General features: G+C 67.2%; 19 protein-coding genes and 3 pseudogenes. 10 read left to right on the top strand and 12 right to left on the bottom strand.

Going from position 1 to position 18393, the window contains the following annotated elements:
• Window positions 1-57: 57 nt before the first annotated feature.
• Entirely contained in the window at window positions 58-324 is a 267-nt protein-coding gene (locus QUE79_RS03935; protein ID WP_286345529.1) for a hypothetical protein, read from the bottom strand.
• Here QUE79_RS03935 and QUE79_RS03930 point away from each other — a divergent pair.
• From QUE79_RS03930 to QUE79_RS03920, 3 genes are all read left to right on the top strand, one after another.
• Window positions 314-592, top strand: a complete 279-nt coding sequence (locus QUE79_RS03930; protein ID WP_286345528.1) for an FMN-binding protein — start codon at window positions 314-316, stop codon at window positions 590-592. The genes QUE79_RS03935 and QUE79_RS03930 overlap by 11 nt on opposite strands.
• Window positions 589-1341, top strand: coding sequence for an FAD:protein FMN transferase (locus tag QUE79_RS03925; protein WP_286345527.1), 753 nt, complete (start codon window positions 589-591; stop codon window positions 1339-1341). Before QUE79_RS03930 ends, QUE79_RS03925 begins: the two co-directional genes overlap by 4 nt.
• A 466-nt stretch (window positions 1342-1807) precedes the next feature.
• Window positions 1808-2611 (top strand): DUF1883 domain-containing protein, encoded by an 804-nt coding sequence (locus tag QUE79_RS03920; protein ID WP_286345526.1) that lies wholly within the window; start codon window positions 1808-1810, stop codon window positions 2609-2611.
• 354 nt (window positions 2612-2965) lie between these two features.
• On the opposite strand, the gene QUE79_RS03915 is transcribed toward QUE79_RS03920, so the two are convergent.
• The gene (locus QUE79_RS03915; RefSeq protein ID WP_286345525.1) at window positions 2966-3805 is read right to left on the bottom strand and encodes an SDR family oxidoreductase; all 840 of its coding nucleotides are present in this window, start codon (window positions 3803-3805) and stop codon (window positions 2966-2968) included.
• 83 nt (window positions 3806-3888) lie between these two features.
• Between QUE79_RS03915 and QUE79_RS03910 the strand changes: the two genes are divergently transcribed.
• Window positions 3889-4479, top strand: coding sequence for a TetR/AcrR family transcriptional regulator (locus tag QUE79_RS03910; protein ID WP_286345524.1), 591 nt, complete (start codon window positions 3889-3891; stop codon window positions 4477-4479).
• 7 nt (window positions 4480-4486) lie between these two features.
• Here the strand turns inward: QUE79_RS03910 and QUE79_RS03905 are convergent, their stop codons facing one another.
• The 6 genes and pseudogenes from QUE79_RS03905 to mdcA all read right to left on the bottom strand — a co-directional run bounded on the left by QUE79_RS03905 (window position 4487) and on the right by mdcA (window position 10542).
• A complete protein-coding gene (locus tag QUE79_RS03905) occupies window positions 4487-5413 on the bottom strand; it encodes an ACP S-malonyltransferase (RefSeq protein WP_286345523.1) in 927 nt (308 codons plus the stop codon).
• Complete coding sequence (locus tag QUE79_RS03900; protein ID WP_286346831.1) at window positions 5410-6039, bottom strand: malonate decarboxylase holo-ACP synthase; 630 nt, start codon at window positions 6037-6039, stop codon at window positions 5410-5412. The genes QUE79_RS03905 and QUE79_RS03900 overlap by 4 nt, the downstream gene beginning before the upstream one ends.
• Window positions 6036-7757 carry a biotin-independent malonate decarboxylase subunit beta gene (locus QUE79_RS03895; RefSeq protein ID WP_286345522.1) on the bottom strand — a complete coding sequence of 574 codons (1722 nt, stop codon included), beginning with the start codon at window positions 7755-7757 and terminating at the stop codon, window positions 6036-6038. The genes QUE79_RS03900 and QUE79_RS03895 overlap by 4 nt, the downstream gene beginning before the upstream one ends.
• Window positions 7754-8071 (bottom strand): malonate decarboxylase subunit delta, encoded by a 318-nt coding sequence (locus QUE79_RS03890; protein ID WP_286345521.1) that lies wholly within the window; start codon window positions 8069-8071, stop codon window positions 7754-7756. The genes QUE79_RS03895 and QUE79_RS03890 overlap by 4 nt, the downstream gene beginning before the upstream one ends.
• Window positions 8072-8214: 143 nt before the next feature.
• Window positions 8215-8895, bottom strand: a pseudogene (locus tag QUE79_RS25190) (triphosphoribosyl-dephospho-CoA synthase); the annotation flags it as partial.
• 4 nt (window positions 8896-8899) lie between these two features.
• Window positions 8900-10542: pseudogene (gene mdcA, locus QUE79_RS03880) on the bottom strand (malonate decarboxylase subunit alpha).
• A gap of 62 nt (window positions 10543-10604) precedes the next feature.
• Here mdcA and QUE79_RS03875 point away from each other — a divergent pair.
• Entirely contained in the window at window positions 10605-10946 is a 342-nt protein-coding gene (locus QUE79_RS03875) for a LysR family transcriptional regulator (RefSeq protein WP_286345519.1), read from the top strand.
• A pseudogene (locus QUE79_RS03870) lies at window positions 10931-11514 on the top strand (LysR substrate-binding domain-containing protein). The gene QUE79_RS03875 and the pseudogene QUE79_RS03870 overlap by 16 nt, the downstream one beginning before the upstream one ends.
• A 4-nt stretch (window positions 11515-11518) precedes the next feature.
• On the opposite strand, the gene QUE79_RS03865 reads toward QUE79_RS03870, so the two are convergent.
• A complete protein-coding gene (locus QUE79_RS03865; RefSeq protein WP_286345518.1) occupies window positions 11519-12319 on the bottom strand; it encodes an SGNH/GDSL hydrolase family protein in 801 nt (266 codons plus the stop codon).
• A 175-nt stretch (window positions 12320-12494) separates the two neighbouring features.
• On the opposite strand from QUE79_RS03865, the gene QUE79_RS03860 reads away from it, so the two are divergent.
• From QUE79_RS03860 to QUE79_RS03850, 3 genes are read left to right on the top strand one after another with little or no spacing between them, the layout of a single operon-like run.
• A complete protein-coding gene (locus QUE79_RS03860) occupies window positions 12495-12770 on the top strand; it encodes an SDR family NAD(P)-dependent oxidoreductase (RefSeq protein WP_286345517.1) in 276 nt (91 codons plus the stop codon).
• The gene (locus QUE79_RS03855; RefSeq protein WP_286345516.1) at window positions 12758-13294 is read left to right on the top strand and encodes an SDR family oxidoreductase; all 537 of its coding nucleotides are present in this window, start codon (window positions 12758-12760) and stop codon (window positions 13292-13294) included. Before QUE79_RS03860 ends, QUE79_RS03855 begins: the two co-directional genes overlap by 13 nt.
• Before the next feature lie 42 nt (window positions 13295-13336).
• Window positions 13337-14269: an alpha/beta hydrolase gene (locus QUE79_RS03850; RefSeq protein ID WP_286345515.1), complete on the top strand. Its 933-nt coding sequence runs from the start codon at window positions 13337-13339 to the stop codon at window positions 14267-14269.
• A 70-nt stretch (window positions 14270-14339) separates the two neighbouring features.
• On the opposite strand, the gene QUE79_RS03845 is transcribed toward QUE79_RS03850, so the two are convergent.
• From QUE79_RS03845 to QUE79_RS03835, 3 genes are all read right to left on the bottom strand, one after another.
• A complete protein-coding gene (locus QUE79_RS03845; RefSeq protein WP_286345514.1) occupies window positions 14340-15239 on the bottom strand; it encodes an SDR family NAD(P)-dependent oxidoreductase in 900 nt (299 codons plus the stop codon).
• 100 nt (window positions 15240-15339) lie between these two features.
• Window positions 15340-15933, bottom strand: coding sequence for a TetR/AcrR family transcriptional regulator (locus QUE79_RS03840; RefSeq protein WP_286345513.1), 594 nt, complete (start codon window positions 15931-15933; stop codon window positions 15340-15342).
• Between the two features lie 63 nt (window positions 15934-15996).
• Entirely contained in the window at window positions 15997-17499 is a 1503-nt protein-coding gene (locus QUE79_RS03835; protein WP_286345512.1) for an MFS transporter, read from the bottom strand.
• Window positions 17500-17625: 126 nt separating this feature from the next.
• Between QUE79_RS03835 and QUE79_RS03830 the strand changes: the two genes are divergently transcribed.
• Complete coding sequence (locus QUE79_RS03830; protein WP_286345511.1) at window positions 17626-18276, top strand: TetR/AcrR family transcriptional regulator; 651 nt, start codon at window positions 17626-17628, stop codon at window positions 18274-18276.
• The last annotated feature ends 117 nt before the right edge of the window (window positions 18277-18393 follow it).

Below are 18393 nucleotides of genomic sequence, written 5' to 3'. Positions count from 1 at the left end.
TCGTCCGAGATGCCCGCCTCGCCGGCGTCCCCGAGCACCAGATCCACCAGGAAAGGTTCAGCTCATGAGGCCACGCGCCATCGCCGGAGGCGTCTTCGCCTCCGCATCGGTCCTGCTCATCGGGTGGCAGATCGGTGCCAGCCAAGTCACCGCTACGTCGTCGACGAGCGCCCCCACAGGAAGCGGGACGTCCGGAAGCTCCACGCCCACGTCCTCCGGCTCGGGTTCGTCCTCGTCGTCGACACCGAGTTCGACCCCGTCCGCATCGACGCCCTCCGCGAGCTCGGGTTCGTCCTCGTCGAAGACGGCGACCGTGTCGGGCACGTTCGACGGGACTACCGCGCAGACCCAGTTCGGGCCCGTGCAGGTCGAGATCGTCGTCTCCGCCGGAAAAATCACCGACGTGAAAGCGCTGCAGCTCACTGACCAGGGCGGCCGGTCGGTCGAGATCAGCAACTACGCCGCCCCGATCCCGCGCACCGAAGCCCTCAGCGCCCAGTCGGCGAACATCCAGTCCGTGAGCGGCGCCACCTACACCAGCCAGGGGTACACCACCTCGCTCCAGGCTGCCCTCGACAAATCCGGCCTATGAGCGTCCACACCTTCGACACGATGGGGACCATCGTCAGCGTCCGCGTCGACGACGAACTGGGCCTCGTCGATCTCGAGGCGGTGAGGGCGGTCTTCCAGCGGTACGACGGGGTCTACAGCCTGTATGACGACGCGTCACCCCTGTCGCGGGTCGCGGGAGGCGAACTTCAACTTGCCGATACGATGCCAGACGTCCGCGAGACCTACGCGCAGGCTCTCGAGTGGAGGAACGCGACGTGGGGCCTGTCCACGCCCCATCGCCCCGACGACGTGATCGACCTGTCGGGCCTCGTCAAGGCGCTCGCCATCCGCGACGCGGGTGCGGTCCTCGACGGGCTGGGCGCGGCGTGGCTTCTCACTGTCGGCGGGGACTGCCTGAGCCGGATCACCCCGTCCACGCCGACGTGGCGCGTCGGCATCGTGGATCCCGACGACGCCGCCGGTCTTCTCGGCATCGCCACCTTGGACGGGTCGCGGCGTGCCCTGGCCACTTCGGGCATCGCGGAGCGCGGTGACCACATCTGGAGCCGGAACGGTCGATCCCACTTCGTCCAGGCGACGGTCCTCGCCGACGACATCGAAACGGCGGACGTCCTGGCCACGACGATCATCGCCGGGCTCCCCGGCGACCTCGACCGGGTGACGGAGACCTGGAACGTCGACGTCCTGGTCGTGGACCGCGACGGCGAGATCCGCGCCACCCCGAGGGCGGCCGAGTGGGTCTCGCGGCCTACCTCTGTGGTCGGCTGAACTGACCGCCCTCGGATACGGGCAAGATGATTTGCTCCTAGAACACATCGGGATCCCGCGTCCTGAAGAGCCCTCCGCCGGCGTCGGCGAGGGTGTCGAAAGCCGTCGATACCGGCGTCGGAACCGGGCCGAAGTCGCATGGCGGGCGATGACGAGCCTCCGATTCCGTGCCCGGTGGATCTTTGCAGTTGCGTCTTCGCGGCGCGGATCGAGACCGGTTGTAGCGGCGTGATCTGTGGGGAGGGAACAGGCCAGCTTGCGTACGTAAGGCGCTGAACGTGTCGCTTTGAGGTACACCTCAAAGCAACCCAGTCCGATCGCTTGACTGGCGTCGCTCTAGAGTCCCGAATCCTCGCTTGCAACAGATCTGATCAGCGGTCTAGACGAATCCCGACAAGGAAGCCCGCTCTTCATTCCCGAAAGCCATGGGTCGTCCGTAGGCTGGCGACAACAAGAGGAGCCCGGGGTGGAGCACATCAAATACGACCTTGGTCACGTCAGCAAGGGCGCCACCGTCGTCGTAACGCTGGGCAAGCAGGCAAATGTTCTCCTCCTGGACGCGTTCAACTACCGAATCTATTCATCTCCCCGCGGTGGCCGATACCGCTACACGGGTGGTCTCATGAAAAGGTCACCCGCGCGCGTCCCTGTCCCAAGTTCGGGCCACTGGTACGTGGCTGTGGACCTTGGCGGGGCGGCAGGAACAATCCGGAGCAGCGTTGAAGTTCTGCCACCGCCTAGAGGAAATCTGCCCGCCTACCGAGCGCCGGACGAACGGAGCCTGGCCGACTCCGTCGACACCAGGACTCCGCAAGCTCCTACAACGGACGACGAATTGGACGGGCGCACGTGGGACGTGTTTCTGTCCCATGCGAGCGAGGACAAGACAACTGTCGCGATCCCATTGGCTCAAGCGCTGCAAGACCGGGGCGTCAGCGTCTGGCTCGACAAGGCTGAACTCAGAATTGGCGACAGCCTCAGACGCCGGATTGATCGGGGCCTTCGAGGCAGCCGCTTTGCGGCCGTCATCTTCAGCGAGCACTACTTCACGAAAGGCTGGCCCCAATACGAACTCGACGGAATTGTCACGCAGACAGTTGGCGGTCGTCAGAACCTTCTGCCCATCTGGCACGACGTCACACGGGCCGACGTCGAAGAGCACAGCCCATCCCTCGCTGACAAGCTCGCCCGCAGCACCTCCGACTCGTCCATCGATGAAATCGCTGACGACATCGCCGAGCTGGTCATCTCGTCGCGGACAAGCGATTAGCCGCCCGAAGTAATTGCCTTCTCATCAGCGTTTTGTGGAAATGGACATTCTGCGTGCGAAACCGGGTGGACAAGCGGGCGCGAGAAGCCCGTCAAATCAGGGGTGACTTGGACAAGCTGAATAGAGGCGGACAGATTTGTCGTCCGACATCTATTTTGTCGAATTGCCACGTAGATTGTCGCTTTCCGCGGAACGCGACAATCTACGTGGCAAACGGTAGCTCATGACGGATGCGTGGTTTCCAGAACTTCATTTCGAGTTGCAGGCTTTCGTGTCGTGAGTCCAACGGCCCGCAGCGAGTCGCGCAAAGACCGCTCGCCCACGTGGGCGAGCGGTCTTTGATGGCTGTCTGAGCTACGCGCCCTGCGTGAGGAAAGCCGGCGGGTTCGTCGTGACCGACGCGATCACACCGCCGTCGACGAGGATGTCGATTCCGGTGATGAACGACGCCTCGGAGCCGAGGAGGAACGAGACGGCGTTGGCAATGTCGGCGGGGGTGCCGATGCGCTTGGTTCCGGATCCCTCGATCATGGCCTTCATGTAGACGCCGGAGGGCCCTTCGAGCTCCTGCTGGCCCATCGGGGTAGAGATGATGCCGGGGCTGACCGAGTTGACACGGCCGCCGCGCTGCCCCCAGGCGACGCTGGCCGCCTTGACGCGCAGCTGGTTGGCGCGTTTCGACAGACCGTAGGCGGCTCCGGGGTCGGCGATCCCTTCGGCGACGAAGGGGAGGTCGAGAAGAGCGTCGGTGTCGGTGGTCGCGAGAGCGAACTCCTGCTCCGGTGTGAGGGCGCCGTACGTCTGCCCGGCCATGCTGGCGATGACGACTCCGGCGCCGCCGTCGGCGATGACCGAAGCGAATTCTTCGAGGACGATGGCGACGCCGAGAAGGTCGACGTTCAGGATGGCGCCGATGGGTGCCTGTGTCGGCGAAAGACCGGCCGTGTCGATGACCTCGACGACCGGGCCGGCAGCGGCGGCCGCTTCGGCGAGGGCCTTCACCGACTCACGCGATGAGACGTCGACCTTCTGCGACGTGACTTCGAAGCCGTCGATCTTCAGGGCGGCGACTTTGCTCGCCAACATCTCCTCGTTGAAGTCTGCGAGGAACAGGTGCTTGCCGGCTCCCTGGCGGCGGGCGATCTGCTCGCCCATCCCGCCCGCTCCGATGACGACGACGACTTGCTTGGACATGGTGGCTCCAATTGTGCTGACACTTGAGACGAGACGGTCCGTCTCGCTGCAGAAGAGCATACGCCTCAAGTACCGTTGGCTCTATGAGTGAGCCGAGTCCGACAAGACCACGCAGCGAGCGGGCGCGCACGGCGATCCTGGCAGCCACTCGCGACCTCGTGGCAGAGGTCGGTTACGAGCAGATGAGCATCGAGGGCATCGCCGCTCGAGCCCACGTCGGCAAGCAGACGATCTATCGGTGGTGGAAGTCGAAGAGTGCGATCCTGGCCGAGTGCGTGCTCGAAGGGCTGATCCTGCCGTCACGAGAACTGCCACCCGACACCGGCGACCTTCGCGACGACCTGCTCGTGTGGTTCCGCGGCGCCCTGCACGAGCTCGGCGACCCAGCGAACGCCAGCCTGCTCCGCGGTCTCGTGTCGGCAGCAGCCGACGATCCGGATCTCGCGGCCGTGCTGTACGAACGCCTGACCGGGCCGCAGGAAGCGTCCATGGCCGCTCGCCTTCGTGAAGCGGAGGCAGACGGCGAGATCGACTCGGCGCTCACCTCGACGGCTGTGATCGAGATGCTCTTCGGCACCATCGTGTACCGAATCCTGAGCCGCCTCGACGTGGGTCCTGATCTGGCCGACGGTCTCATCGACACCCTGTTCGACGGCCTGCGCGGCGCTAAGTGACAGTCTCCTAGGCTCGAGAGGCGACAGCCGACGCGCGAACGATCGAGTCGGCCCACGGGGCGTCATCCATCGCCAGAACAGGGATCTCGGGGTGATCCGCGGCGAAAAGAGCGGCCGTCGCGCGCCCCGGAGACACTTGGACGACCGCGGTGGTGCCGAGTTCCGCCAGGAGGTCGGTCGCGTCGCGCCAGCGGACCATCTGCGCAACACCCTGGGCAAGATCGTCGACGACGGCGTCGGTCGTAGCCGCTGACCGTGCCGAGAGCGCAGACACGTACCGGATCGCGGGGCGCCGGGCTGGCCTGGAGCCAAGCTGCTTGCGCACCGCATCGGCAACCGGACTCATGAGACGGCAGTGCGAGGGCACCGCGACATCCAACCGTCGGACTTCGCGGACGCCGAAGCCTGCCGCGAGTGCGGCGACACGCTCGAAAGCGGCATCGCTTCCCGCGAGGACGATCTGGTCTTCCGAGTTCTCCATCGCCACGAACAGGTCCGCTCGTCGTTCGGCGGCGGTGACGAGGCGGCGGACGTCGGGCAGCCGAGCGCCGATCACGGCGAGGAGGCCGAATCCTGCGGGATAGAGGTCGCGCATGGCCTCGGCGCGGACACGGACGGCAGCGACTCCGGCCTCGAGGCTGAGGACGCCCGCCGCGACGGCGGCAGGAAAGGCGCCGATGGAATGGCCAACGACCGCGTCGGGCCGAACACCGTTGTCGGCCAGGAGGCGCGTGGATGCCACCCCGACAGTGAAGAGGGCCAGTTGCGCGGCGACGGTGTCGGTCAGGGCCTCGGCCGTGTCGAACTCGCGGACATCATGGCCCAGGACGAGCGCCACCTCGTCGAGGGTGTCAGTCACGACCGGGACCCGAGGGAGGGCGGCGATCATGCCTGCGCGCTGCGACCCCTGGCCCGGATAAAGGAACGCGATCACGAAGCGCAATCCTGCCACGGGTTCTTCGTCAGGACCGGGCCGCTCGGCGTGCGCAGCAGCACGCCCCCGTCGCCTGCGGCCCACTCGGCGAGAGCGACCGCCCCACGGCCGATTTCGAGCAGACAGTCGACTCGGCAGGGCAACGTCAGAAGAAAGTGCAGGATCCGGCCCGCGACCTCCCGTGTGACGGGCCGGTCGGCGCGCAGGATCATGTCCAGATCGCTGGTCTCGCGCACGGCAGGGATGCCTGTAGCCAGTTCGAACCCGGCAGAGCCGGTCGGCCCCCAAACCAGCCCGCCGAGCTTCTGCGGGTCGACGGACGACAGCACGGACAGGGCCCTCGCGAGCCCTGGGTTCACGGTGCCGCTGAGAGGTCGAGTAATGAGTTCCTCGGGGGCGACGACCTCGAGGATGTCGCTGGTCGTCACCTCGACCGCTACGCGTTCCGAGCGTTCTCGGCCGCGAAGACCAAGAGCCGCCCCGCCATCGGCGCGGGCGCTCTGCCTACGGACGACGCCCCATGCGCTCTCCCGGTCGCGCAGGACCCACGGCGGCAGTCGATCGTCGGCCGCAGGGACTGAGAAGCGCACCAGATCGTGGACCCGAGCGCCGTTCCGCGTGATCACCGCCACTGCTGAGTCATCGCCTCCCAGACCTGTCTGGTCGCGGCTCGGTTCCTGCCCGAGGTTTCGACGGACCAGCGTCCGCTGAGACCGCGGTCGCCCGCGCGCGCCCGTCGCACGGCGGCTCCGATCTGCTTATTGACGAGGGCCACCTCGTCGCCAGTCGGGTGGTCGGCGTCGACGACCGGCAGCAACCCGTTGCAGAGCCCGAGGGTCGCCCAGTCACGGACGTCGTAGGACAGGGGCGGGATCCTGGTGGCCAGTTCGTCCAGTTCGGCGACCGTTCGACGCGTGATGCGGGCGGCGGCGGGCTTGTGCATGGCGTGGATTTCGACGGCGGGATCGTCGAGCGCCAGGATCTGATTTGCCTGGAGGCCGTGGGCGAGGAATCCGCCTGAGAGGGCGGTGCCGACCACGAGCGCAACGACCGGGTGCCCCTGGGTGCGAGCCGTCGCGTACGCGTCGGCAGCCGCCGCGAGGTGCAGGTGGATTCCGACCATCTCCTCGAGACGGCCGTATGCCTGACTGGGGAAGTCGACGACGGCGACGATGGGGCGTTTTCGGTTGACCTCGAGGTCGGCATCCTCGGCCACGACGGCTGCGACGCGTTCGGCGAGAACGAGGCCCTCGAGCAGTCCGACCTCCCCGTGCCGTGCGCGGCGATAGGGGCTGCCAGCGTCAGGGACAACGGCCAGCAGGATCGCCGAGACACCGTCGATCCCGATCGTCGCCTCGATGACGGTCGACTCGACCGCCGTCGGTACGGTGTCGGCAAGCGACGTCATCCAGGCGGAGCCGCGTCCACTCGACTCGGCGACAGCTTGCGGCCGATTGGACCCTCGCGGTCCCGTGGCCGTCGCAAACAGATCAGGAAGGTTCGCTGGCGAGGGCGGGGACCCGGGATCGATGACCGCCAAGTGAGCCCGTAGACGTGCGAGGTCGCGCGAGGCGAGCACTGACGCGGCTTTGCCCGATACCGCCTGGCGAACCGCGTCGAGGATCTCCGCGGTGTCGTCCGTGACGAGCACGTCGGCCTGGCCGAGCGCGTGGCGCTGGACACCGCCGTCGATCGACCAGACGAGGGCGTGGTCGCCGGAGTCGAACTCGGCGATCCCACCTTCGGACTCGATGACCTCGGGGCCGTTCAGACCCAACCGCGCTTCGCGGGTCATGACGACGGTCGAGCAGAGGCCGGCGACGATGCTCATCCCGCCGAAGCTGCCGAGACCGCCGGCGATGACGGCGACGACGGGTTGAAGGGCGCGGAGTTCGAGCACACCGGAGCAGGCTTCGGCAACCGCAGCCAGCCCGAGATTGGCCTCCTGGAGGCGGACGCCTCCCGTTTCCAGGAGGAGAACGGCCGACGTGGGGGTGCCTGCCCGGCTGTCGCGCGTGGCGAGCCCGAGTGCGGCGGCGATCTTCGCTCCCGACACCTCTCCGATGCCACCGCCCTGGAAGCCCTGCTCGATGCCGATGACGACGGTGGCTTTGCCTGCCACGGTGCCCTTGACGATGACGACGCCGTCGTCCGCTTCGGGGACGACGCCCTGCTGCTGGAGCCAGGGTGACTCGAGGCGGTCGAACGGATCCACGAGCTCACGGCCCGATCCCTCGTCGACCAGCGCGAACGCCCGCGACCGGGCGTCGCGCTCGATGAAGCTGTCTCGACGGACGTAGGCGCTCTCGGGCACAAGGGGTTCGACGTCGGTTTCCGTTGTCATGCTCGGCTCTCCGGCGTCTGGTCGTGGGTGGACTGGTCGAGCGCCTGCAGGAGGCGGATGGAGACCACGCCCGGTGTGGCCCCGAAGTCGTTGATCTCGATGGAGCCGGTGAGGCCGTACCTCGTGAAGAAGCGCTCCAGGACGTTGCGCCAGACGTCGTCGAATCCGTCGACGCTGGTGCGGATCCGGACCGAGGCCGAGTCGCCGTCGGATGGCTCGACCAGGACTTCGAGGTCGGCCGAGGCGACGACGCCGACGTGGGCGCGCTGGGTCGCAGGCCGGTCGCCCGGGAAATCGAATTCAAACGTCTGCATGGGCGTGCTCCTCGGAAGGGACGGTCGTGGGGAGGAGAGGCCTTCAACGAAGATCGCGCCCGACAGCAGATCGGCGCTTCCGCCGGGGAAAGACGTCGACGCTGCGCGCGGGCGACCAATCGGCTGAGCGCGGTGTCGAAGCGTCCGGCCCGCTGGACGCTGTGGGCTGACGCCTGCATCCAGCGGAGACCAGCCGCGCCGCCGCGGTGAAGGACGCAGGTGTCGTCGAGGGTCGCCACGAGTGCCAAGAGCGCTCGGAGTTGCGCGCGTTCCACGGTCTCGCCCCAGGCCAGGCTCGATCGGAGCGCGGGGAGGGCGTTCAGACGGATATGGGGGAATCCGGTGGCCGCCTCGCCGACGGCTCCGGAGACGCCGTAGGTCCGGACGGCGGCCTGCCCGTGGGAGGACGACGACGGTGTCGCGGCGGAGTCGGGGATGGCCGCGAGGGCCCCCGCGATCCTGAAGATGTCGGCTTCCGTGTGTGCTGCGCCGGCGGCGGTCGCCAGCAGCCCCACGGTGAAGAGTGCCCCGCGATGGGTGTTGACTCCGCCGGTGGCTCGCAGCATCAGAGCCTCGCCAGCGCGCCCGAGGCGACCCACCCGGTCACGGAGACTCTGGCCCATCGGCTCTTCCCCGCCCGCCCGCGCAAGGTCGGCGAAGGTGTCGAAAAGGGAGTCGGCCGAGGCAAGGAGCATGGCCAGGGTCATGTCACGGTGGCTGCCCTGCCCGTTGCGGTCGACGAGGCCTGGCTTGGGGGTGAGCAGCGCCTCCTCGCGAAGCGCAGTGACGGCTAACGCGGCGATGGTGTCCGGAGTCGATGTCATGGCGTCAGAAGTTCCGGAAGCGCGCTGGCGAGTCGTAAAGGCCGCCCGACCAGGCCTCGAGATCGCCGATGCTCTTGGCGGCCAGCAGCGTGCGGTCGGCGCGGCGCACGTCGACGCCGAGGTCTTCCGGGAACGCGACCACACCGTCGCGGCGCAGCCGCTCTGTCACCTCGGGGTCGTGCCGGAGCCCGGTCGGTGTCGCGCCCGCCACCGCCGCAATTGCCGCTCGGCGCTCGTCGAGGCTGTTCGCCTTGTAGAGGTAGGCGACACCCTCCTCGGTGACGATGTGGCTGACGTCGTCGCCGTAGATCATGACCGGCGGCAGAGCCATGCCGGCCTGGGCACCGACGTCGATGGCGTCGAGTCGATCGACGAAGGTGGGCGTGCCTCCGGCCTTGAACGTCTCGACGAGTTGGACGACGAGCTTCTTGCCGCGGCGGCTCGCTCCTTCGCCCGAGGCGAGGTCGAGCCACGCGGCGCTGCCGTGCCGGCGGCCGTGCGGGTCGTGGCCCATGTTGGGCGCTCCACCGAATCCGGCCAGGCGTCCGGCCGTGACGGTGGAGGAGTTTCCTCGCCGTCGATCTGGAGCGAGGAGCCGATGAACATGTCGATGGCGTACTGCCCGGCGAGCTGGGCGAGGACGCGGTTCGACCGGAGACTGCCGTCGCGGCCGGTGAAGAAAACGTCGGGTCTCGCCGCGACGTAGCGCTCCATGCCCGGCTCGCCGCCGAAGCAGTGCACCGACTCGACCCAGCCGCTCTCGATCGCCGGGATCAGGGTCGGGTGCGGGTTCAGCACCCAGTGCTTCGCGATCCGCCCTCGCAACCCGAGCTCCTCGCCGTAGGTGGGCAGGATCAGCTCGATGGCCGCGGTGTCGAAGCCGATGCCGTGGTTGAGCGACACGACCTCGTGGCGCTCGTAGACGCCCCGGATCGCGAGCATGGCCTTCAGGATCTCGACGCGGCCGATCTTCGCAGGGTCGCGCGTGAACAGGGGCTCGAGCTTGTACGGTCGCGGGCTGACGACGACGGCGTCGACCCAGTCGCCGGGGATGTCGACGCGCGGCAGGGTGTCGACGATCCGGTTGACCTGAACGATGACGATGCCGTCGTGGAACGCCGTCGCCTCGGCGATGGTCGGCGTGTCCTCCGTGTTCGGACCGGTGTAGAGATTGCCGTGCTCGTCCGCTGCCTCGGCGCAGAGGAGTGCGACGTTCGGCGGCAGGTCGACGAACATCCGCGCGTACAGCTCGACGTAGGTGTGGATGGCGCCGATCGTGACGACCCGATCTTCGACGAGCTGCGCGAGGCGGAGGCTCTGGGGGCCGGCGAAGGCGAGGTCGAGGCGAGAGGCGATACCGCGCTCGAAGACGTCGAGGTGCGCGGGCAGGCTCACGGACGAGATGAGCAGGTGCAGGTCGTGGAGCAGCGCCGGGTCGGCCTCGGCCAGGGACTGCGCCAGGAAGTCGGCCTGCTTCTGGTTGTCGCCCTCCAGGGAGACGCGGTCGCGGGGCTGGATCAGCGTGGAGAGGACGGTGTCGATGCGGTCGGCATCGACGATCTTGGTGGCTTCCGACAGGCCGAGTGCGTCGAGGCGTCGCTTCTTCTCGTGACGGTGGGTGGTCCAGCGAGTCTCGGCGTCTGCCATGACACCCACTCTCCGCCTCGGCCCGTCTTGCGTCCAGCGAGCGACGCGTGTTTCATTCATAGATGCATGAATCTTCGGCGGCCTCGCTCGCACCGACGCTGGCGCAGTTGGCGGCGCTCGCTCTCGATCCGAACATCACCCGCGCTGCCGAACGAACCGGCACCAGTCAGCCGACCCTGAGCCGGGCCCTGCGTGCGTGGGAGGACGACCTCGGGTTCGCGATCGTCGCTCGACGCGGCCGGAGCATCGAGCTGACGGAGGAGGGCCGGATCCTGGCGGCTGCCGCTGCGGAGTCCGTCGAGCGCATGGACCGGGCTCTCCAACGCATTCGCGGCACCCGGACGGCGAATTCCTCGCCGTCGGGTTCCTGCGTTCGCTCGGCCCGACCGTGGCCGGCGAGTTGATCGCCTCGTTCCTCGACAAGAGCCCGGGCGTGCTGATCACGCATCGAGAAGGATCGGGCGTCGAGCTTCTCGACGCCCTGGACGAGGGCCGCGTCGACGTCGCGATCACGGCGCCGAAGCCCCCGAGCGCTTCGGGTGGCTGCCGGTCGGGCGGCAAGCGTTCGTCCTGGTGGTGCCTCGGGGGCACGCCCTGGCCGAGGCGGGCGCCGCCGACGTCTCCGACACCCGCAGCGAGCCGTTTCTCGTGCTCGATCGACGCTTCGACGCTCGTCAGCGCGCCGATGCCCTCTGCGCCGCGGCGGGCTTCTCACCCCGGGTCGTTCTGGAAGCCGACGATCTGACCACGGTCCGCGGCTATGTCGCCGCCGGGCTAGGAGTCGCGATTCTGCCCGCCGACGGTGCCCTGAGCCCGCGGACGGTCAGCGTGCCGCTGACCGATCCAGACGCGCACCGGAGTTTCGGGCTGACCTGGGACGGTGAACACGCGTCGTCGGCAGCTCGGACGCTCATCGACTTCACGCGAGACCTGACCAAGAGGTATCCGGGCTGGGCGGACGTGACCGGCTGATCGATCAGGCGGTGAGCGTGCGCTCCAGTTCGGCCGCGATGGCCGTCATGCCCGCCTCGTTGGGGTGGAACGACCCTGCCGTCGCCGCCATGTTCTGGTGGAACGACTGGACCCAGGGTTCGGCCGATCCGAGCGCGTGACCCTCGCTGAGAGCCGAGGCGAGGATGAGATGGGCACCGGTCCGCGCCGCAGCATCGCGGAAGACCGTGCCGATCGCCGTCTGGATGACCAGGAACTGCTCGAGCTCGTCCTGGTCGAACGGCGTGTGGTCGAGCGAGTCCGCATCGAGGACGGTCAGGTAGTCGACGAGCAGGATCCGGGCGTCCGGCGCCTTCTCGCGGGCCTTCTCGACGACCCGGACGAGTCCGGCGGTCGCCGCTTCGACGGCCTCGTCGGTAGGCGCCGGGATGCCGCCTTCGAACATCGCGCCGAGCATCGGGACCATGGGGGAGTCCGGGTCGAGTCGACGCCACGCGACGTAGAGCATCGCACCGGCGAACTGGAGATCGTTGCCGCCGGCCGTCACGGTGATCGCGTCGGCGTTCGCCGGAAGTCCGTCGACCTGCGGCGGGTAGGAGGAACCGGTCGGGCTCTGCTGCGGGGTGTCGATGACGTTCGCCGTCGTCGCGCCCGAGACGGTGAGGTCGACGAGCTCGGCCGAGAGTCGATCGGCGAGCTGGTGCGCGTAGTTCTTGGCGGAGCGCATGGCGGCGGCATCGGCGACCGGCTCGATGCCCGGACCTGCCGCGAAGGAGCTTCCGAGGGCGGCGATCACGGCGACTGGGGCGTTCTCTGAGGTGGACACGACGCCATCGTGCCACCGCCGAACGTCGTCCGCTGAGCCGACCATCCGTCCATGCATGATTCGGATGAGCGCCGCTGAGAATTATCGAGGAATGACCGTGCCTGCGCGAGGCCCAGGGGTAACGTCATGAAACGAGACGAACCGTCTCGTCTTTTGGGATCGAAGAGGATGGCAAATGAACTTCACGGAATACAAGGGCAAGCGGGTCGTCGTCACGGGTGTCTCCTCGGGGATCGGCGAAGCGACGGCTCGCGCCCTGATCGACCTCGGGGCCGAGGTCCACGGCGTGAGCCGTCGCGAGCCGGGGGCCTCGCCCTCGCCGGCTTCGACTCCGTCGATCTGGGTGATCCGGAGGCGATTCGCGCCGCCTACGGAAACCGGGACGAGCACATCGATGCGCTCTTCAACTGCGCCGGCCTGGCACCCATGTTCCCGCCCATGGACGTGCTGAAAGTCAACTTCCTCGGCACTCGACTGCTCACGGAGCTCGTGGCGACGAACATGACCGAGGGCGGCGCCGTCGTGAGCACCTCGTCGGACGGCGGTGCGGCATGGCGCAAGCGCGTGCCCCTGCTCACGGAGTTCTTGTACGTCGAGTCGTTCGAGGACGGCGCCGCCTGGTACGAGCAGAACGAGGAGGTCGCCGGACACGCTTACGCCTTCGGTAAGGAGGCGCTCGACCTCTGGACGATGCAGCAGTCCGCAGTTCTGATCCAGCGCGGTATCCGCATCAACGCAACGACGCCAGGATCGGTCCGCACCCCGATGCTCGGCGTCATCGAGAAGACCTACCCGAAGGAGCTGTCGGCGGCGACGGAGCAGCCGATCGGTCGGGCTTCGACGGCCGAGGAGCAGGTCCCGCCCCTCCTGTTCCTGAACAGTTCCGAGGCGTCCTATATCAACGGGGCAGACCTCGTCGTCGACGGCGGCTACGGAGCGCTACTCTCCTCCGCCGGCCACCTCTTCAACGCTTGAACACCGCCCGATCCACATCCAAAAGAAAGCAAGGAGAAAAAGATGACCGACGAATCAGCCGGCTACGTTCCGACATCCGTCAGCGCCCAGGCGCAGCAGTGGCTCCAGATCCCCAAGCAGACGCCGACGTATCCGCCCACCGACGACACCGCCGCGTGGCTCTCGATGATCGAGCAGACCGACAAAGCCGTCGTTCAGCAGTTCCTGAGCGTCGAACTCCCCGTGACGACCGACGACGTCACCGTCGACGGCGTGCCCGTCTTCGTCGTCCGCGGCCCGGCCGTCGCCGAAAACGATCGCCGGATCTACCTCGACTTCCACGGCGGTGGCCTGATCACGGGCGGCGGCCAAGTCGCCCGGACCATGACCGGCATGGCCGCCCTGTCGGGTGGCCTGACCACCTGGGGCGTCGACTACCGAATGCCTCCGCTGAACCCCTACCCGGCCGGCCTCGACGACGCCATGACGGTCTACCGCCACGCCCTCGAAGACCACGATCCCGCCGACGTCTTCGTCGGTGGCGGGTCTGCCGGCGGCAACATTGCCGCAGCACTCATGCTCCGCGCGCATGACGAAGGGCTGCCCATGCCGGCAGCGCTCGTGCTCAACACTCCGGAGATCGACCTGACGGAATCGGGAGACTCGTTCTACACCAACGCCCAGTTCGACAACATCCTCGGTTCGCTCCGCGAGGTCAACGTGCTCTACGCGGCAGGACACGCACTCGACGAGCCCTACCTGTCGCCGCTCTTCGGCGACGTGAGCACCTTCCCTCCCACGTTCCTCAAGACGGGAACACGCGACCTCTTCCTGTCGAACACCGTCCGTCTGCACCGGAAGCTCCGGAATGCAGGAGTCGAAGCCGTCCTGCATGTCGGCGAGGCGATGCCGCACGGTGGCTTCGCGGGCGCCCCCGAGGACCAGGAGCTCGACGCGGAGCTGCAGCTCTTCCTGGAGCAGCACAGCCGTCGCTGAGGCGCCGGTCGACAACGAGAAGGAGGTCAGCGACGTGATCGCTGACCTCCTTCTCTGTCGCGCCTCTCCCCTACTGGAAGAGGCCCGACGGGACGGCGGTGTCGAGCTCGTCGAGTGTCCAGAGCGCACGCAGGTCGTCGTCCTTCGTGATGGACGCGCCATCGACGGGTTCCTTCCATCGGATCACCTGCGAGCCGGTGACACCGAAAACCTCGCCCGTGACGTCGGCGGCGGCGTCGGAGCAGAGCCAGGCGAGCATGGGCGCAATCAGCTCGGCAGGCGGGAGGTAGAACCCGCCCATCTCGTCTTCCGGAACACCCTGCGCGCGGAGGGCCTCCTCCATGTCGTCCTTGTAGAGGTCGAAGGTGCGGGTGCCGGCAGAGGGGGCGTACGAGTTGAACGTGACGCCCGAGCCGCGGTGGGTGTTCGCCAGATCGTGCGAGAGGCCGATGCTGCCGTTCATGACGACGGCCCCGAGCGGGCTGGCCTGCGTGCCGCGGGCGATCTCGGAGGTGGCGAACAGCATGCGACCCCAGCCGCGCTCGAGCATGGCAGGAAGGGCAGCCCGGCTCAGCCAGAACTTCTGGCCGAGGTACAGATTCAGCATCAGCTCCCACGAGGCGTCGTCGGCCTGGACGCCGGCCAGGGCGCCCTTGACCAGCGCACCCGCGTTGGCGACGACGATGTCGCAGGCTCCAAAGTTCTGCACGGCCGTATCGACCGCTTTCTCACAACCCGCGGCGTCGGCGACGGAGTCGTAGTTGGCGACGGCCGTGCCACCGGCCGCGATGATGTCGGCCACGGTCGTGTCGGCCGCTTCCGAGCTCACGCCTTCGCCGAATGCGCTGGTGCCGAGGTCGTTGACGACGACCTTCGCCCCTTCCGACGCCAGCCGCAGGGCGACCTCCCGGCCGATTCCGTTTCCGCTGCCTGTGACGAGTGCGGTGCGACCCGCGAGACGACTTGTCATGTACCTGTCCTTTGATCAGGAGATCGACGACCGTCGATCCCGTTCGACAGAACGAGTCTGGCATAAAACGAGACAAATAGTCTCGAAAACAGCCGTCAGTTCACCGCTCTTCGCGGTTGACGATCCCGCTGAAGATCAATTCCACGAGCTCGTCGACGAAGACATCGTCGAGTTCTTGCCGGGTCAGTATCCGGTAGAGCAGAGCTCCGACGACCGTCTCCGCAACAGTGGACACCCCGGTGTCCTTTTGGAGCTGGCCGGCATCGACACCTGCGCGGAGCCGCGTGACGAGGGTCTCCTGTGTGATTGTGACCTGGTCCTGATAATGCGCCGCAACAGCGTTGTCCTCGGCGGCCGCGGCCGTGATCGCCCGCGTCAGCGATGCCGCCGACGGCGTCCTGCTCTCCTTCGCGAACGACCGGATCCAGGTGGCGATGTCGCGACGAACATCACCGGTATCGGGCGTCATGATGACGGGACGCACGATGTAGCCGGCCAGGATGCAGTCCGCCACGAGTTCGCTCTTCGACGGATACCAGCGGTAGATCGTCTGCTTGCCGACGCCGGCTGCTGTCGCAATCCGGTCGATGGAGAGCCGGTCGTACCCTTCAGCAGTGAGCTCGTCGCGGGTGGCCTCGAGGATCGCCGCCCGAGACACCTCACTCCGCTTTCGCCCCGGACGGTCTCCTGCCATGGGTCAAATCCTCACGGTCGAGAAGGTCTTGCGCAAATCGCACCTTCGTGCGAATGGTCCTGCTTACTTGACGACGACGATGGAGTCGGTGTCTTCGACGCCGAGCTTCTTCGCGGCAGCCATGCGGTTCTTGAGCGACGGGGCGGCGAGGGCGATCACGATCGCAAGGGCTGCGACGCCGGCGCAGGCCCAGAAGCCGATCATGAAGGTGTCATCGGAAGGCAGCGCGGTCTTCCCGGTGGGCAGGGTGAAGAGCTTCGTGTGCGACGAGATCAGGGCGGCGATGACAGCCGTTCCGACGCTCGAGCCGATGGTCCGAGCGATCGTGTTCGCGCTGATCGCCTCACCCGTCTGCGTCATCGGGACACTCTCGATGATGGCGTTCGACGCGGCGGCGAGACCGAAGCCGATACCGGCACCGGTCAGGATGCCCGAGACCAGGATCTGCCAGGTGTGAGCGTGAGACAGCGCCGGCAGGACGAACGCAGCCGTGAGGAGGATCGCGCCGATGACCAGGGCGGGCTTCGGGCCGTTCTTCCGGACGATGCTTCCCGAGACCGGGGAGACGACGACCATCATCAGCACGGTCGGCAGCAGGAACAGCCCCGAGACGGTGGCAGTCTTGCCGAAGCCGTAGCCGGTGAAGGCCGGTAGCTGGAGCAGGGTCGGCACGAGCACGAAGGTGCCGTACATGGCGAAACCGAAGACGAGGGCGACGACGTGGGCCGTCCAGACGCCGCGGATCTTGAACAGGCGGACGTCGATGAGCGGGCTCTTGACTCGCAGTTCGACGAAGACGAACACGACCATGGCGACGGCGCCAAGGGCGAGCAGGCCGATCGTCTTGAAGTCGCCCCAGCCCCAGGTCTCGCCCTCGCTGATCGCGAGTAGCAGCGAGACGAGAGAGATGGTCAGGATGCCGGTGCCTACGAGGTCGAGCTTGCCCGGCGTGCGGATCGGCGACTCCTTCATACCGAAGATGATGCCGGCGAGGGCGATGACCACGAGTACGAGGGGGAACCAGAAGAGCCAGTGGTAGTTGAGGTGTTGCACGATGGGGCCAGCAGCGACGATGCCGACGCCGGCGCCGATTCCGAAGATTCCGGAGAGGATTCCGATGGTGACGCTGACGCGCTCCTTGGGGAGCTCGTCGCGGACGATGCCGATGGAGAGCGGCAGGACGGCCCCAGCAGCGCCCTGGAAGATGCGGGCGACGATGAGCACGCCGAGGTTCGGTGCGAGACCGGCGACGACCGTGCCCACGAGGAGGAGGGACATGACCACGATGAGGATCTTGCGCTTACCCATCATGTCGCCGAGCTTGCCGAAAATCGGCGTCAGCACGGAGGCCGAGAGCAGGTAGGAGGTGATCAGCCAGCTGACGCTCGACGTGGTTGCGTCGAGATCTTTGCCGATGGTCGAGAGGGCCGGGGCCACGAGCGACTGCAGGACCGCATAGGCGAGACCGCCGAGCGCGAGGTAGACGACGAGGAGCGTCGTGTTCGGCTTGTGCCCGTCTGTGGCGGGAACGGAGCCGGTGGCGGGCTCCTGAAGGGTGTGCGACATATGTCGTCTCCGGTCGATGTAAACAAGTGCTGACTTACAAACTCTAGACCGTTCTCTCCGAAAGTCAATTGCTGTTTACTTCTTCCAGAATGGGCCTGTAGCGTGACGCAGAACGAAAGGAAATCGATGTCACCCGACTCGCCCTCCCTGGTCGTCGGTGACGACGACCTGGAGACCACGGTCCGGTCTCGAGATGCCGGGGCCACCCGGCAGCTCCTCTTGACCGCCGGCCGTCGTCGATTCGCTCAGGACGGCTACTCCTCGACCAAGGTTCGAGACATCGCCTCGGACGCTGGTGTCAACGTCGCACTCATCAATCGGTATTTCGGTTCGAAGGAGGGGCTGTTCGAAGCGTGTCTGGCTACTGCCCGCGACGAGCTGGGTCGAACTGACGACGCCACGACATCATTGGACAACCTGGTCGAGAAGACCACGAGGCAGATCTCGGGGCCGCCGAACGGCGAACGAACATTGATGCTGCTTCTGCTTCTGAGATCGTCCGGCGACGAGGGCGCGGACCGGATTAGGCGGAACACGCTTCGATCGTTCGCCGAGCAGATGTCGGTCGCGGCCGGCTGGGCGCCGGAGAGTGCCCGAAGCGACGACCTCATGCTCCGGGCTCAGGTCGCCCTCTCGACGATGCTCGGGATCGCCCTGCTGCGGGCATCGTCCACTGGACTCGAGCCGCTGACGTCTGCCGGGGCCGGCGACCTCGAAGGTCCCTTGAGCGATGTGATAAGGGCTCTGCTGGAGCCCCCGCCTGGCCGAGGCGCCTGACAGATCAAGTCTGGGACGCCCGGCAAGAGAATTCCTCTCGCGTACGCGAACGAGGCCAACTGCGCGTGACCGTAGCGCGTCCACCTTGGACAGGTGGTCCCTTGCGGATGAGGCCGA

The organism is Frondihabitans sucicola (genome assembly GCF_030296615.1).
Taxonomy (GTDB): Bacteria; Actinomycetota; Actinomycetes; order Actinomycetales; family Microbacteriaceae; genus Frondihabitans; species Frondihabitans sucicola.
The sequence above is the reverse complement of the archived record's forward strand: the minus strand, read 5'-3'. Positions and strand labels throughout refer to the sequence as shown.